The organism is Kribbella sp. NPDC104740 (assembly GCF_055583505.1).
In genome coordinates, this window is record NZ_JBVJNV010000008.1 from 204,837 (window position 1) to 219,264 (window position 14,428).

Here is a 14,428-nt window from a genome sequence, read left to right on the forward strand (position 1 = left end):
CCCGGTCGGCAGGACCCGACCGGACGCCGATGTTCGCGAAACGGACATCTCAGAGCCCGAGCTGCCCCAGCCGCACGCTGATCCGCGGATCGGTCGACACCACCGGCGCCTCCGAACGCACCCACGGGTCCCCGTCGAAGTACGTCTGGAAGATCTTCTCCGCCGTCCGCGTCGCCACCGCCTGGCTGGTCAGCGTCGGGTTCGGCCCGCCGAGCCCGTTGGCGAGCGCGGAGTTGTCGGCGACGAACAGCCGCTTCACCGCCCGCGCCTCACCGCGCGCGTCGAGCACCGAGTTCTGCTCCGACTCCCCCATCCGCATCGACGACTGGACGTGCAGGATCAGCGGCGCCCAGTCGATCCGGTACACCTTCTTCGCCCCCGCACCGCGCAGCAGCTCGGCCGCCTTCCGGGCCATGAACTCCCGGTTGCGCAGTGTCCGCCGCGTCCGCTTGCGCTGCTTGAAGGTGACCTTCGGGATCGGCCCGTTCTCGTCCGCCGGCAGCGCCGACAGCGTGACCCGGTTCTGCGCCTCGACGTCGTCGTCGGTGATCACCAGCACGGTCAGCAGGTGGTCGATCCCGCCGGCCATCAACTCCTTCATCTCCGGGCCCATCACCCGCCCGGCCGGCCCGTCCCACGGCCCGGTCGCGCCGCGCCCGTTCTTGTAGTGGCCACGGATCCCGCTGTCCGACAGCGCCCCGGAGAACGCGTTCAGCGCCGGCGGCAGCCCGACGTTCTCCAGCCCGCCGTACCCCGGGTAGTCCAGCCGTGCGCTCGACCCGACGCCCTTCGGGTTGCCGGTGTAGTCGTCGAACGAGCCGATCATCCAGTCGAAGAAGTGGTCGGTGTAGCCGCGGCCGACCCAGCCGTTCTGGTTCGGGAGCCCGCTGTTGAACCACAGCCGCGGGTTCTCGGTGCAGCCGCCGGCCATCACGACGACGCGCGCGTCCTCGCGGTGCTCGTCACCGGAGACGTTGTCCCGCCACGTCACCCCGGTAGCAGTCAGTACGCCGTTGCGCCGTTCGCTGTGCACCCGCGTCACGTACGCGTCCGCGATCAGCTCGACCGGCTTCCCGCCGCGCGCCCACACGTTCGCGGTCAGCGCCATCGGCACGTACGAGTTGTCCGTCGACCGCTTCGCGAACTGGTTGCGCGGGGCACCGTTCGGCCGCATGCAGCCCTGGAAGCAGTAGCCGCAGAAGGTGCAGCCCGTCGCCTGCGGATAGTTGAGCAGGTTCTTGTCCGAGGTGCGGCCGGCCGTCCCGCCCGGCTGCAGGATCGCGTTCTCCTGCGGCCGGTACGACGGCCGGTGCGTGGTCTTGGTGGTCTGCACCGGCAGCCCGAGCGTCTCGGCACCCTTGAAGAACACCTGCTCCTTGGTGCCCATCGCCGCCGTCATCACCGGCATCGTGGCCTCGACCCACTCGAAGTACGGCACCAGCTCGGCGTACGTGAACGGGAAGCGGTGCTTCACGTCGTACTCGTTGCGGTCGGCACCGTCGTACCCCCGGAAGACGCCGGGGTACGCGCGCGGGTAGTTGCCGTAGAAGTGCTGCGTGGTGCCGCCGACGCCGGACAGCTGCCAGACGAACGAGTTCTGCGGCCACTCCCGGTACCAGGCGGGCTTCGAGCGGTCGGTCGGGCCGAGCCGGAAGTACCCCGACAGCGGGTTGTTCGCGTCCTCCTCGAACGTGCTCCACTCCTCGCGCGGTTTCGCGTGCCGCGGACCGGCCTCGAGGACGAGGACGTCGAGCCCCTTCGCGGCCAGCTCCTTGGCGACCACCGGGCCGCCACCGCCGGCTCCGATCACGATCACGTCGCGCATCAGTCGTGCACCTCTTTGCGTCCCTGGTAGTAGCCGATGAAGTCGTCCCAGCCCTCGACCGGCCCGTTCGGCTGGTAGCCCGCGAGGGTCCAGCCGACCGGCCGCGCGCGCAGGGTCCTGGTGGTCTTGTCCAGTACGGCGTGCTCGCCGTACGCACCGAAGGTGGCGAACTCGATCAGCGCACCGCCGACGAACTTGAGCAGCCCCGACACCGACTCCTTGAGCGGCTCGGGGAAGTGCACGTCGAGCAGCGCGACCAGGTCGGAGTCGGTCTTCTCGATCAGCGCGAACGCGGCCGCCTTCTCGGCGTACGTGAGCCGGGCGAACGGCGACAGGTGCACGCCGCTCACCGCGAGCGGGTTGACCTGCGTCGCCATCAGGTTCAGCAGGCCGGCGATCGGGAACGACAGCGGGATCGCCTCGTCGCTCTGCAGGTACGACGCCAGCGCGCGGTCCAGCTGCCGCAGCTCCGGCGGGAGCAGCTCCAGGCCGGGCAGCGCGATGCCGCTGTCGGCCAGGCCGGTGACCAGCGCGGCCGAGATCGGTTGCGCGATCGCGTCCGGGAACGGGACGAAGTTGTCCAGGGCCTCGATCATGAAGTCGGTGGCTCCCGACTCCATCGCGCCCGGCGTACCGCTCGGGGTGCCCTGGGTGCGGGAGTAGGCGTCCGGGCCGGGCATCGCGAAGACGGTCAGGCCGTTCAAGGTGTCGCGGGCCAGCTCGGCCAGCACCGGCCGGATCAGGTCGACGGCGGGTGGCAGGAGCGGGTTACCGGTGGCGGCGTCGGCCGGGGCGAGGAGGCCGCGGGCCAGCAGGCCGCCTCCGCCGAGGGCCGCGCCGAGCACACCGATCCGGGCCAGGAAGGCCCGGCGGGACAACGGAGCTGCAGCAGGCATACGTGGTCCTTCGCGGTGGAACGGGGGCGATGCCGGCGTCCCACCGCAAAGGACCACCGGCGCTAGTGGTCTGTTAAACGACCGTTGGCGCCGGAGGTCACTGCCTACTCCGCGGGCGACTCCTGCGGCGATTCCGCCGGTACGGCGATCGGCCGCAGCCGCGACCACGCCACGAACAGCGCCGCGAAGACGAGCATCCCGATCCCGCCCCACAGGTTGATGTTCAGCCCGTCGGCCTTGTCCACCTCGGCCGGGTCGGCGATGATCCCCAGGATCGTCAGCACCACGCCGTACACGCCGATCAGGGCCGCGATCACCACCCGGATGTCGAACGCTCCGGCCTTCTGCTTGTCTGCCATCTCCTCGTTCCTTTCCGGGTCAGCCGAAGACGATGTTCAGGACGACGACCATCGCCAGCGAGATCCCGGCGAGCAGGGTCGGCTTGCGGTACCAGCCGTGGTCGCCCTCCTGGGCGGTCTCGGTCCGGTCCTCCTTCGGGGTCAGCGAGTACACCAGCCCCTTCAGCTCCTCGTCCGCCTTCGGCCGGGTGACCATGCTGATCGCGACACTGACCAGGATGTCGACGACGAACGCCGCACCGGCGCCGACGAAGCTGGCGCCCTGGCCCGGCAGGTTGATCACGCCGGTCTCGGACAGGACGAAGACCAGCACGGCGGTCGCCGTACCGCTGACCAGGCCGACCCAGCCCGCCGTGGCCGTCATCCGCTTCCAGAACATACCGAGGATGAACGTCGCGAACAGCGGAGCGTTGAAGAACGAGAACAGCTGCTGCAGGTAGTCCATCAGGTTGCTGTAGCCGGAGGCGATCGCCGCCGTGCCGACCGCGATCAGCGTGCCGGCCACCGTCACCCAGCGCCCGGTCCGCAGGTAGAAGTCGTCGCTGCGGTCCTTGATCACGTACCGCTCGAGCAGGTCGTACGTCATGACGGTGTTGAACGAGCTCAGGTTGGCCGCCATCCCGGCCATGAACGAGGCCAGCAGACCGGTGATGGCCAGACCGAGCATGCCGTTCGGCAGCAGGTCGCGCATCAGCAGCAGCAACGCGTCGTTGTAGGTGACCTCGCCGCCGCCGCTGCCGCTCTTCAGCGCCTGCAGTTCCGGTACGGCGACGGCGGCGATGATGCCGGGGATGATCACGATGAACGGGATGAACATCTTCGGGAACGAGCCGATGATCGGGGTCCGCCGGGCCGCCGACATGTTCTTGCTGGCCATCGCGCGCTGGACCTCGACGAAGTTCGTCGTCCAGTAGCCGAAGGAGAGCACGAAACCGAGACCGAAGACCAGGCCGATCACCGACAGGAAGCTGTTGTCGAACCCGCTCAGCTGGTTACCGGGCCAGGCGCTCATCTGCTCGGCGCCCGCATTGGGTGCGGCGGTCACCTTGTCGACCAGGCCCTGCCAGCCGCCGACCTTGTGCAGGCCGACGATCGTCAGCGGCAGCAGCGCGGCCACGATCACGAAGAACTGCAGCACCTCGTTGTAGATCGCCGCGGACAGACCGCCGAGGGTGATGTAGCTGAGCACGATCACCGCGGCGACGATCGTGGAGACCCAGATCGGCCAGCCGAGCAGCACGTTCACGATGGTGGCCAGCAGGAACAGGTTCACGCCCGCGATCAGCACCTGGGCGACCGCGAAGCTGATCGCGTTCACCAGGTGCGCCGGCTTGCCGAACCGGCGCAGCATGAACTCCGGGACGCTGCGCACCTTCGAGCCGTAGTAGAACGGCATCATCACGACACCGAGGAACAGCATCGCCGGGATCGCGCCGATCCAGAAGTAGTGCACCGTCGGCATCCCGTACTGCGCGCCGTTGGCGGACATGCCCATGATCTCGATCGCGCCGAGGTTGGCCGAGATGAAGGCCAGCCCGGTCACCCAGGCCGGCAGCGAACGGCCGGACAGGAAGAAGTCGAGGGAGTTCGAGACGGCGCGTTTGGCCAGGTACCCGATGCCGAGCACGAAGACGAAGTACAACGCAATGATGATGTAGTCGATCGCCTGGGCGTCCAGCCTCAGGACCGATTCCAACGTGAGCATCCGGCCTCCGCTTCGTCCGTGTGACACACAGTGCTGTTACCGGTGAGGAACGTTACTCCTGCTCTCAACCACAATCCCGCTGGGACGGGTCCGGGCGTTTCTCCACCCCAATATCCACCCGCGGCCGGTCTCATGCGCGGCGCCACCCGGGATAGCGTCGACACACCCTCGGACAGGAGACCCATTGACCAGGAAGCAGCCCTTGCTCGGCTGGACCGGCGTCCTCGCCCGCCTGCTGATCACCGCGGTCGTCGCCGGCGTTCTGGTCACCGCGGACCCCGCCGAGTCGTGGGCCTGGCCGATCCTCGTCGTCTCGCTGCTCGGCTTCCTGGCCGGTACGTTCCTGATGCACCGCCACGAGCTCTGGTCCCTCGGCCTGCTCTCGTACGCCGCGCTCAGCGCCGCGGTCGTGGTCGGGATGCCCGGCAGCAACGCGCTGATCCTCGTCCTGGTCCCGGTCACCGATGTCGCCGTGATGACCTTCACCCGGACCCCGCGGCTGCGCCGCAACCAGCCGATCATTGCCATCGGCATCGGCTGCTTGGTCGCGTACGCCGTCTCGGCCGCGCTCTTCGACCGCACCAGCAGCTGGTTCCTCAGCCAGCTCCTGTGGACCGCCGTCCTGATCCTCTTCGGCCTCAACCGCCGCCACGACGAACTCCGCAACCAGCAGACCACCGCCCTGCTCGACCAGACGAGACTGGCCCAACGCGAACACGCCCGCGCCGCGGCCCTCGACGAACGCACCAGAATCGCCCGCGAGCTCCACGACGTACTGGCTCACTCGCTGGGCGCCCTGAGCGTCCAGCTGGAACTGGCCGAAGCCCTCCTCTCCGAGAAACACGACGCCGAAGCAGCCCTCGACAGGATCCGCCACTCCCGCCGCCTGGCCGTCCAGGGCCTCACCGAAGCCCGCAACGCCGTCGCCACCCTCCGCCAAGACCAGGTCCCCGCCCTCCCCGAGGCCCTGTCCACCCTCACCACCCACCACACCGAGAACCACTCCGCCCCCGCCCACTTCACCACCACCGGCGCCCCCCGGCCTCTGGACCCCGGCGTGGTGGTAGCCCTCCTCGGCACAGCCCGAGAGTCCCTCACCAACGCAGCCCGCCACGCCCCCGGCCAATCTGTCGAGGCGCACCTCATCTACCACCCCACCGGAGTCCGCTTGGAAATCCGCAACCCACTCCCCCGGCTGAGCCCGGCTGGCATGCGGCCGGACACACCGCATGGGCTGAGGCCGCTCCGGCCGGAAGGAAGGCGGAGTGGGCCCGAGGGGGGCGAGGCAGCTGGTACGGCGGCACCGTCGGCGGCGGAGCAGGCCGGGGCCGGGAGATCGTCGGCGGCGGAGGCTGCCGGGGTGGGCGGCTCGGGGCTGCCCTCCCCCGCGGGCTACGGACTGGCTGGGATGCGGGAGCGGGTGGCGTTGGTGGGTGGGTCGCTCAGTGCGGGGGTTGTGGACGGGGAGTGGGTTGTGAGCGTGGAGGTTGCGGATGAGTGATGTGGTGCGGGTGGTGGTGGCTGATGATCAGCAGGTGGTTCGGGAGGGGCTGGTGGCGTTGCTCGGGCTGCTGGACGGGGTGGAGGTTGTGGGGGCGGCGGCGCATGGGGGTGAGGCTGTGGAGCTCGTTGCAACCGGCGGTGTGGATGTGGTGTTGATGGATTTGAAGATGCCGGTCGTCGACGGGGTGGAGGCGACCGCGCGGATCACACGAGAGCATCCGGAGGTGGCGGTGCTGGTGTTGACGACGTACGCCGATGACGCGTCGATCGCTCGGGCGTTGAAGGCAGGGGCGCGGGGGTATTTGACGAAGGACGCGGGACGGGTGGAGATCGGGGCGGCGTTGCGGGCGACGGCTGCTGGGCAGGCGACGTTCGATGCGGAGGTTTCGCGGCGGCTGGTGGCGGGGCTGCAGCCGGCCGGCGAGGCGACGGACGGGTTGACGGCGCGGGAGACCGAGGTGTTGCGGTTGATCGCGCAGGGGTTGAGCAATCCGGAGATCGCGGCGTTGCTGTTCATCGGGGAGGCGACGGTGAAGACGCACATCAACAACACGTTCGGGAAGATCGGTGCCCGGCACCGGGCGGAGGCGGTCCGGTACGCGTACCGGCACGGGATCGCTGAGGCTTAGATCGTCAGTTCGGCGACAACCGGACGGTGATCGCTCCCCGTCGGCTCCATCACCCACGCCTTGGTCGGCGTCACCCCGCGCACCATGATGTGGTCGATCCTCGCCATCGGGAACTTCGCCGGCCACGTGAACCCGAAGCCCTGCCCGGCCGCCCCCTGCGCCGACCGCAGACCCGCGGTGATCGGCGCCAGGCTCCGATCGTTCGCCGTACCGTTGAAGTCGCCCATCACCACGACCCCGGCGCGCTTCTCCGCAGCGATCTGCTGCGCGAGCTGCTTGATCGTCTCGTTGCGCTGGTTCGACGTGAACCCACTCGTCCCCACCCGCACCGACGCCAGGTGCGCCACGTAGAACGCGACCTTCCCCTCCGGCGTACTGACCTCGGCCCGCAGAGCGCGCGTCCAGGAGAAGCCGACGTCGACCGCTTTCCCCTCCTCCACCGGGTACTTCGACCACAGCGCGACAGTCCCCCGCGACACCACATGCGGGTACTGCTTCGCGAACTCGCGCTTGTAGATCTTCAGGTCCGCCGACGTGATCTCCTCCAGCGCGATCACATCCGCGTCCGCAGCCAGCAGGTCCGCGGCGGTCTTCTCCGGGTCCGGGTTCGCCGCGTCGACGTTGTGCGACAGCACCCGCAGGTCGTGCGGCCCGCCGCTCGACCCGTTCGGGATCAGCAGGTGCCCGAACATCAACCCCCACGCAACCGCCGGCACCAGCAACGCGACACCAGCCGTGGCCGACCGCCGTACGAGGGCAGCAACCGCGAGCACCGGCACCGCGAGGCCCACCCACGGCAGGAACGTGTCGAGAAGGCTGCCCAGGTTGCCGATCGAGTTCGGGACGTAGCGGTGGAAGACCAGCGGCACCGCCGACAGGATCGCGAGGACGGCGATCACGATGCCGCGCCGCCACTTCCCACCGGAGCGTCGCTGCGACCGCGAGGGCGGCCGCTTGCGGGCACCACTGCGCGGCGGGCGGCTGGCAAGAGCTGTCTGGCGGTCGGACATGGCGTCGATTCTTACGGAGACCGGGTCAGGACCAAAGTCCGTGACACGTAAGGCGCGGGTAATTCATCCGTTGGAAGGACGCACCCGACCCGCACACCGCGCCACGAGCCGCCGATCGGAGGACCGCCCGACCGAAAGGACCGGGCTGAGTCTACTGTTCAGACCATGGGTGAGCAGACGTTCCAGTGGACCGATCCCGAGCAGGTGCTGGCCGACCACGCCGGCCTCAGCGGCCTCGAGTTCATGCAGGGCCTGACCGACGGCACGATCCCGCCGCCGCCGATCGCGGTGCTGATGCAGTTCGGCCCGGTGAGCGTCGAGCTCGGCAAGGTCGCCTTCAGCTGTACGCCGTCGCACGCGGTCTACAACCCGATCGGCATGGTGCACGGCGGTCTGGTCTGCACGCTGCTGGACACGGTGACCGGCTGCGCCGCACACACCACGCTCCCGGCCGGCGTCGGCTACACCTCGGTCGAGATCAAGGTGAACTACCTGCGCCCGGTGCTCGCCGACACCGGCGAGCTGATCGGCACCGGCTGGGTGGTGAAACCCGGCCGCTCGGTGATCTTTGCCGAAGGCAACGTCAAGACCGCGGCCGGCGACCTGGTCGCGACCGCCACCAGCACGCTGCTGGTCCGCGCCCGCCCCGCCTGACCCGGCAAGTCCTGAGCGGCGGCGTACCGGCCGCTCGGGCGACGCGCCTGGGGGCTGGTGCGCGACCCCGGCAACGCACACAATGCGGTTATGACGAAGACCGAGCCGCCACCGTCCTTCGTGGTGCGCAAGAGCCGCTGGGAGAGCACCGCCGGACTCCTGTACGTCGGCCTGGTGGTCTTCGCGCTGATGATCGCGCTCACGATCGGCTGCGTCGTCGTCGCGCTCGCGCGGAACGAGCCGATCCGTGAACCCCTGGAGACCGTCTGGCTGTCGCTCGGCGGGATGCCGCTGATCTTCGCGGTCGGCCTGCCGGTGCTGCTCGGCGTCGGCTGGGTCACCACCGCGGAGTCCCGGCACGAGGCGGACAGCACCGAGATCCTGCTCGCGATCGACAGCGAGGGGGTCTACCTCGGCGGCGACCAGCCGCAGAAGCTGCCCTGGGACCAGGTGCACGGCATCTGCCGGGTCGAGCGCCGGGAGGTGCACGGCGAGGACGACGAGACCTGGTCGTCGTACCTGATCGTGCAGAAGGTCCCGGACGCCGAGCTGCCGCGGCTCTCGAAGAACTGGGGCCCGTCCTGCGACTGGCCCGGCAGCAGCCTGCTCACCAAGACGCTGTCCTTCGAGGAGCTCGAGAACGCCGTACGCCGGTACGCGCCGCATGTCGCGGTGAACGACCGCGGGCGCGTACCGGACTGACGGATCAGCTCTTCGCGGTCAGGTACTTCTCGAGGTCGTCGAGCGTCGCCTGCGCGCCGATCGGCCCGAGGCCGAGGAACCAGACCTCGTCGTTGACCCGCTGCACGTGCCCGGACTTCACGCCGCTCAGCGACTTCCACAGCGTCCCGTTGACGACGGTGTTCTCCGCGGTCGTCTCCGGCTTGCCGTAGCTGGAGTAGAAGATCCAGTCGCCGTCGGCCTGGCCGATGTTCTCCTGGGAGACCTCCAGCGCGAGCTCCTGGATGTCCTGCACCTTCGGCCGCGGCAGGCCGATGTCCTTCAGGATCACGCCGATGAACGACAGGTTGCCGTAGAGCCGGATCTCGGCCGGGCGGAACCGGACCAGCGAGATCGTCGGCGAGCCCTGGACCTTGCCCTTCACCTCGGTGGCGCGCTTCTGGTAGTCGTTCAGCAGCCCGGTCGCCTTGGCCTCCTCGCCGAGCGAGTCGGCGACGAGCAGGAAGTCCTCCTTCCACGGGAAGCCGGGGCGGATGCTCATCACGGTCGGCGCGATCGCCGACAGCTTGGCGTACAGGTCGTTGGCGCGCAGCTTGCTGCCGAGGATCAGGTCCGGCTTCAGCGCCGCGATCGCCTCGAGGTTGAGCTCGCTGACCCCGCCGACGGTCGGGATGCCCTGCGCCTTGTCGGCCAGGTAGCTCGGTACGCCGTTCTGGCCGGCGGTCGTCGCCATGCCGACCGGCGTGATGCCGAGCGCGAGGACGCCGTCCAGCTCGCCGCTGTCCAGCACGACGACCCGCTCGGGCTTCTTGTCCAGCTTGGTCTCGCCGAGCGCGTGCTTGACCGTCCGCGGGAAGACACCGTCGGCGGCGTCCGACCCGAGCTTCGCGGTCTCCGCGTCGGCGGTGGAGAACAGCCGTCCGCCGGTCGCCACCTCGGTGTCACCGACGCCGGTGTCGGCCGACTTGTCGTCGCTGCCGCAGCCGGCCAGTGCCAGGCCGAGCACGGCCAGTCCCGCGACGGCCGCGGTCCATCGGCTCCTCATGTCATGTCCTCTTCTCAGGCGGTTGATCCGTAGCGGACATTACACGAGTTTGGTTAGGCAACCCTCATCTGGTTGTGCATCACACCAAACGCCGCCGGTCACCCGCGACCAGCTCGATCGCGGCCGCTTCCGCCGTTGCTCCCAAGGCGATCCGGAACGTGCCGGACCGGTCCGCCTGGACGTTCGCCTCGGTGATCTGACCGTCTCTCCACGTGACGTCGAACGACAGCCCGCCGCGCGCCCGCAGCCCGCGGTACGAGCCGTCCGGCCACTCGGCAGGCAGCGCCGGCAGCACCCGTACGACGTCCGTGTGGCTCTGGATCAGCAGCTCGGCGATCGCGCCGGTCAGCCCGAAGTTCGCGTCGATCTGGAAGATGTCGCCGTCGCGGTGCAGCAGGTTCCCGGCGACCAGGCGCGTCGTGTAGTCGCGCACGACGTCAGCAGCCTTCTGCGGCTCCGACAACCGCGCGTACAACGCGATCAGCCAAGCGCTCGTCCACCCACCGGCCGGACGCCCGGACGTCCGCAGTGCGAGCGACTTCCGTACGCCGTCCGCCCACTCCGGCGTCCGGGTCGGGTCGATCTGGTTGCCCGGGTACAGCCCGTACAGGTGCGACTGGTGCCGGTGGTCAAACTCCGAGGGCGGCCAGTCGGTCGGCCACTCCAGCAGCCGGCCGTCGTCGGTGAGCCCGATCCCGGGCAGCCGCTCGACCGCCTTCACGAAGTCCGCAGCCAGCTCCGACGACAGCCCGAGCGCGGTCTCCGCCTCGGTCAGGTTCGCCGACAGCTCGCGGATCAGCCACAGGTCGTACGTCGAGGTCAGGTCGACCGACGCCTTCTCCCCCGACGGCAGCAGGAAGTGGTGCTCCGGCGCCGTCGACGGGACGAACTGCAACCGGCCGTCGCCGTCCTCGACCAGCATCGCCAGCACGAACTCGGCAGCGCCGGACAGGATCGGGTACGCGCGCTCGCGCAGCCACACCTCGTCCGGGTGGAAGCGGTGGTGCTCCATCAGGTGCGCCGACAGCCAGACGCCGCAGGTCGCGGCCATCGCCCACACCGGGTCGTCGCCGCCGGCACCGACCGGCCAGGTCGCGCGCCAGAGATCGGCGTTGTGGTGGGAGACCCAGCCGGGGGCGTCGTACAGGATCCGGGCGGTTTCGTGCCCCGAGGCGGCCAGGCCCTCGATCAGGTCGGTCAGCGGGTCGAAGCACTCGCGCAGCCCGGTGACGTCGGCGAGCCAGTAGTTCATCTGGGTGTTGATGTTGTTGGTCCAGTCGCTGGCCCACATCGGGCGGCGTTCGGCGTTCCAGATCCCCTGCAGGTTGGCCGCCTGCGTGCCCGGTCGCGACGATGCCATCAGCAAGTACCGGCCGAACGCGAAGACCAGCCCGGCCAGGTCAGGGTCGTTGCCACCGGCACCGACCGCGCGAACGCGTTCGTCGGTGGGCAGGTTGATCGGCGTCCCGAGGGTGAGCCCGGCGCGGTCGTACAGAGCGGTGTGGTCGTCCAGGTGCCGCTGCAGAAGCTTGTCGGGGGCAACAGCGTCCACCAGCTGTACGGCGTCCGGCAGCGGCAGCTCGCGCCCCGGCGCCACCGACCAGCCCTGGAAGCTGCTCGCAGCGGCCAGCACGAGCGTCACCGAGTCAGCACCTTCGACGGTGATCCCCTCAGGGCCGGTGCTCAGCGTGCCGCCTTCGGCGTACGCGCGCAGGACGACGCCGAAGCCGATCCCCCGGCCGTCCTCGTAGCGGATCGGGTCCGGGCTCTCGCGGTACTCGATCGTCAGGTCGGACGGCGCCCGGCCGGTCAGCCCGACCGTCCGGGTGTCGACCACCGACGGCTCGACCGGGTGCGCGCTGGCCAGCGCGGCGGTCAGACTGACCGCGCCCGGCGCGTCGGCGGTGACCGTCCAGACCAGCACCTGATCCGGCGTCGACACGTACGCCGACCGCCGGAACCGTACGCCGGCCTGCGTGTACTCGATCGCGGCGATGCCGGTCCGAAGATTTAGGCTGCGCCGGTAGTCCTCGACCTCAGCCCCGGAAGCAGTGATCAGCAGATCCCCCAGCGGCTGGTACGACTCGACCAGCGGCCCCTGCAAGTCTCGCGTCCGCTCGGTGGCGGCGAGTCGGTCCCCCTGGTCGAGCAGCAACCAGCGTACGTCGGCCAGCACAGCGGGCCCGTCCGGCACGTCCAGCGTGCGCGGCCCGTCACCGGACCACACGTCGTCGAGGTTCAGCGCGATCCGCTCGTCGGCGACGCGGCCGAAGACCATCCCGCCGAGGTGCCCGTTGCCGATCGGCAACGCCTCGAACCAGTCCGGTGCGGGGGTACGGAACCACAGCTCGTGCGACATGCTCGGAATTCCTTTCGGGGCCTTACGCAGGGGTGGCCGCACCCGGGGAGCCAGAACGGTGGCTCCCCGGGCACGGCCGGGTGGGGGCTTCGGAAACGATTACTTGGAGCCGGACTTGTACTTGTCGTAGGCCTGCTGGTTGATCTCCAGGAAGCGCGGCATCCCGGTGCTGTCCAGACCCTTGACGTAGGCGTCCCAGTCGGTGTCGATGTTCTTCGACCCGGTGATGAAGGCCAGCTGGTTCTGCGTGACGTAGTTGTTCAGGTTCGTCTGCAGCGTGGCCAGCTCACCGCTCAGGCTCGGGTCCGGCCAGACCACGGCCTGCGGGTAGACCTGCGCGCGGTCGCCGTGGCCGTCGTACTGCTTGGTGGCCTGGAACAGCCGCCGCTCGTAGCCGGCACCGGTGTACATGTCGGTCGGGGTGACCTGGGCGTTCCGGAACGCGAGCACGTTGTGGTACTGCGCGAGCGCGCCCCAGCTCAGGTTCTTCGGCGCGTTCTGGACCGGGTTGTAGAGCGGCTTGGTGTCCTTGTCGAGCCCGACGTCACCAGCGGCGGGCTTCTTCCAGCCGACACCCTCGGGACCGAGGTTGGTGATGATCTGACCCTCGTCGGTGAAGATGTAGTCGAGCATCTTGATCGCCGCGACCTGGGCCTCCTTGCTGGCCTTGTTGGTCAGCAGGAAGGTGTAGTTCAGCGTCGGCAGGTACTGCTCGCCGGAGAAGCTGGTGCCGTCGGGGCCGGTCAGCGGCGGGACGGCGTCGTACTGCTTGTCCCGGCCGTCCTTGGAGTCGGACTGGACGAAGATGTACGGGTGCAGCATCGACGCGGAGCCGATCCGGACCGCCTTCGGGTCGTTGCCCTGGGCCTGCAGCGCGGCCGCGTTCTGGGTGAACGCGCCCTGCTCGATCAGGCCTTCCTTGTAGAGCGAGGCGATGTACTTCAGGCCCTCACGCCACTTCGCGTCGGTCAGCGGGGTGACCGCCTTGTCGCCGTTCAGCGTGATCAGGCCCTGGACGCCGTTGTTCGCGCCGACCGGCGGGTAGGCGTAGGCGCCCATCAGGTACGAGATCAGGGTGCCGTCCTGGGAGTCCGCGGTCAGCGGGATCTCGTCGGCCTTGCCGTTGCCGTTCGGGTCCTGGGTCTTGAACGCCTTGAGGACGGTGCGCAGCTCCTCGGGGGTCTTCGGCTGCTGCAGGTTCAGCTTCTTCAGCCAGGCCGAGTTCATCCACAGCTTGTTCGGGAAGCTGCAGTGGTAGCACTCGGCCCACTGCGGCAGCGCGTAGATGTGCCCGTCCGGAGTCGTCGACTCCTCCTTGTACGCCTTGTTCTCGTCCAGGAACTTCTGGATGTTCGGCGCGTTCTCCTTGATCAGGTCCTCGAGCGGGACCGCGACGCCCTGCTGACCGAGCTTGAGCACCTCGGCCTTGCTGAAGCCGTCGACCCACGGGATCAGGAAGAACAGGTCCGGGTAGTCGCCGCTGGCCAGCGAGATCTGCCGCTTCTCCTTGGCCGGCCCGGCGTCGAAGGTCGAGGTCTGCCAGCGGAACTGGAGCTTGAACTTCTCGCTCATGATCTTGGTCACCGCGTTGGTGTCCAGGTTCATGGTCTGGTCGGCCGGGGTGAAGACGTCGATGATCGTCTTGCCGTCGGCCGTGGTCTCGTTGGCTGCTCCGTCGGACTTGTCGGAGCTGCACGCAGCCAGGGTGGCGAGCAGGCCGGCCGCGACGAGTGCGGTGACCGTGCGCACTGATGAGCGCATT

12 protein-coding genes are annotated in these 14,428 nt (G+C 69.1%); 4 read left to right on the top strand and 8 right to left on the bottom strand.

The features are described from left to right. Positions 1 to 49: 49 nt before the first annotated feature. The 4 genes from ACZ6Z4_RS33585 to ACZ6Z4_RS33600 all read right to left on the bottom strand — a co-directional run bounded on the left by ACZ6Z4_RS33585 (position 50) and on the right by ACZ6Z4_RS33600 (position 4,785). Positions 50 to 1,825, bottom strand: a complete 1,776-nt coding sequence (locus tag ACZ6Z4_RS33585) for a GMC family oxidoreductase N-terminal domain-containing protein (RefSeq protein ID WP_465574169.1) — start codon at positions 1,823 to 1,825, stop codon at positions 50 to 52. Continuing rightward, complete coding sequence (locus ACZ6Z4_RS33590) at positions 1,825 to 2,721, bottom strand: hypothetical protein (protein ID WP_465574172.1); 897 nt, start codon at positions 2,719 to 2,721, stop codon at positions 1,825 to 1,827. Before ACZ6Z4_RS33590 ends, ACZ6Z4_RS33585 begins: the two co-directional genes overlap by 1 nt. A gap of 104 nt (positions 2,722 to 2,825) precedes the next feature. Next, positions 2,826 to 3,080, bottom strand: coding sequence for a hypothetical protein (locus tag ACZ6Z4_RS33595; RefSeq protein ID WP_465574175.1), 255 nt, complete (start codon positions 3,078 to 3,080; stop codon positions 2,826 to 2,828). A 19-nt stretch (positions 3,081 to 3,099) separates the two neighbouring features. Beyond that, the gene (locus tag ACZ6Z4_RS33600; protein WP_465574179.1) at positions 3,100 to 4,785 is read right to left on the bottom strand and encodes a sodium:solute symporter family protein; all 1,686 of its coding nucleotides are present in this window, start codon (positions 4,783 to 4,785) and stop codon (positions 3,100 to 3,102) included. Between the two features lie 184 nt (positions 4,786 to 4,969). Here ACZ6Z4_RS33600 and ACZ6Z4_RS33605 point away from each other — a divergent pair, with 184 nt between their 5' ends. Next, on the top strand, positions 4,970 to 6,286 hold the full coding sequence (locus ACZ6Z4_RS33605; protein ID WP_465574182.1) for a sensor histidine kinase: 1,317 nt from the start codon (positions 4,970 to 4,972) through the stop codon (positions 6,284 to 6,286). Next, complete coding sequence (locus ACZ6Z4_RS33610) at positions 6,279 to 6,917, top strand: response regulator (RefSeq protein WP_465574185.1); 639 nt, start codon at positions 6,279 to 6,281, stop codon at positions 6,915 to 6,917. The genes ACZ6Z4_RS33605 and ACZ6Z4_RS33610 overlap by 8 nt, the downstream gene beginning before the upstream one ends. On the opposite strand, the gene ACZ6Z4_RS33615 is transcribed toward ACZ6Z4_RS33610, so the two are convergent. Next, a complete protein-coding gene (locus ACZ6Z4_RS33615; RefSeq protein ID WP_465574190.1) occupies positions 6,914 to 7,927 on the bottom strand; it encodes an endonuclease/exonuclease/phosphatase family protein in 1,014 nt (337 codons plus the stop codon). The two genes, ACZ6Z4_RS33610 and ACZ6Z4_RS33615, sit on opposite strands and share 4 nt — an antisense overlap. Before the next feature lie 165 nt (positions 7,928 to 8,092). Here ACZ6Z4_RS33615 and ACZ6Z4_RS33620 point away from each other — a divergent pair, with 165 nt between their 5' ends. Together ACZ6Z4_RS33620 and ACZ6Z4_RS33625 are read left to right on the top strand one after the other, a co-directional pair. Further along, positions 8,093 to 8,581 (top strand): PaaI family thioesterase, encoded by a 489-nt coding sequence (locus ACZ6Z4_RS33620; protein WP_465574194.1) that lies wholly within the window; start codon positions 8,093 to 8,095, stop codon positions 8,579 to 8,581. A gap of 90 nt (positions 8,582 to 8,671) precedes the next feature. Beyond that, on the top strand, positions 8,672 to 9,283 hold the full coding sequence (locus tag ACZ6Z4_RS33625) for a hypothetical protein (protein WP_465574197.1): 612 nt from the start codon (positions 8,672 to 8,674) through the stop codon (positions 9,281 to 9,283). Between the two features lie 4 nt (positions 9,284 to 9,287). Here ACZ6Z4_RS33625 and ACZ6Z4_RS33630 read toward each other — a convergent pair whose 3' ends face one another. The 3 genes from ACZ6Z4_RS33630 to ACZ6Z4_RS33640 form a co-directional block, all read right to left on the bottom strand. Further along, positions 9,288 to 10,307 carry an ABC transporter substrate-binding protein gene (locus ACZ6Z4_RS33630; protein WP_465574200.1) on the bottom strand — a complete coding sequence of 340 codons (1,020 nt, stop codon included), beginning with the start codon at positions 10,305 to 10,307 and terminating at the stop codon, positions 9,288 to 9,290. A gap of 79 nt (positions 10,308 to 10,386) precedes the next feature. Continuing rightward, a complete protein-coding gene (locus ACZ6Z4_RS33635; RefSeq protein WP_465574205.1) occupies positions 10,387 to 12,666 on the bottom strand; it encodes a glycoside hydrolase family 95 protein in 2,280 nt (759 codons plus the stop codon). Between the two features lie 99 nt (positions 12,667 to 12,765). Continuing rightward, positions 12,766 to 14,427 carry a type 2 periplasmic-binding domain-containing protein gene (locus ACZ6Z4_RS33640; RefSeq protein WP_465574208.1) on the bottom strand — a complete coding sequence of 554 codons (1,662 nt, stop codon included), beginning with the start codon at positions 14,425 to 14,427 and terminating at the stop codon, positions 12,766 to 12,768. Position 14,428 lies beyond the last annotated feature (1 nt).

Excerpts from the sequence above, each read along its gene's own strand:
- ACZ6Z4_RS33635 (WP_465574205.1), bottom strand. The coding sequence starts at position 12,666 with ATGTCGCACGAGCTGTGGTTCCGTACCCCCGCACCGGACTGGTTCGAG.
- ACZ6Z4_RS33585 (WP_465574169.1), bottom strand. The coding sequence starts at position 1,825 with ATGCGCGACGTGATCGTGATCGGAGCCGGCGGTGGCGGCCCGGTGGTC.
- ACZ6Z4_RS33595 (WP_465574175.1), bottom strand. The coding sequence starts at position 3,080 with ATGGCAGACAAGCAGAAGGCCGGAGCGTTCGACATCCGGGTGGTGATC.
- ACZ6Z4_RS33625 (WP_465574197.1), top strand. The coding sequence starts at position 8,672 with ATGACGAAGACCGAGCCGCCACCGTCCTTCGTGGTGCGCAAGAGCCGC.
- ACZ6Z4_RS33600 (WP_465574179.1), bottom strand. The coding sequence starts at position 4,785 with ATGCTCACGTTGGAATCGGTCCTGAGGCTGGACGCCCAGGCGATCGAC.
- ACZ6Z4_RS33630 (WP_465574200.1), bottom strand. The coding sequence starts at position 10,307 with ATGAGGAGCCGATGGACCGCGGCCGTCGCGGGACTGGCCGTGCTCGGC.
- ACZ6Z4_RS33615 (WP_465574190.1), bottom strand. The coding sequence starts at position 7,927 with ATGTCCGACCGCCAGACAGCTCTTGCCAGCCGCCCGCCGCGCAGTGGT.
- ACZ6Z4_RS33640 (WP_465574208.1), bottom strand. The coding sequence starts at position 14,427 with ATGCGCTCATCAGTGCGCACGGTCACCGCACTCGTCGCGGCCGGCCTG.
- ACZ6Z4_RS33620 (WP_465574194.1), top strand. The coding sequence starts at position 8,093 with ATGGGTGAGCAGACGTTCCAGTGGACCGATCCCGAGCAGGTGCTGGCC.
- ACZ6Z4_RS33590 (WP_465574172.1), bottom strand. The coding sequence starts at position 2,721 with ATGCCTGCTGCAGCTCCGTTGTCCCGCCGGGCCTTCCTGGCCCGGATC.
- ACZ6Z4_RS33610 (WP_465574185.1), top strand. The coding sequence starts at position 6,279 with ATGAGTGATGTGGTGCGGGTGGTGGTGGCTGATGATCAGCAGGTGGTT.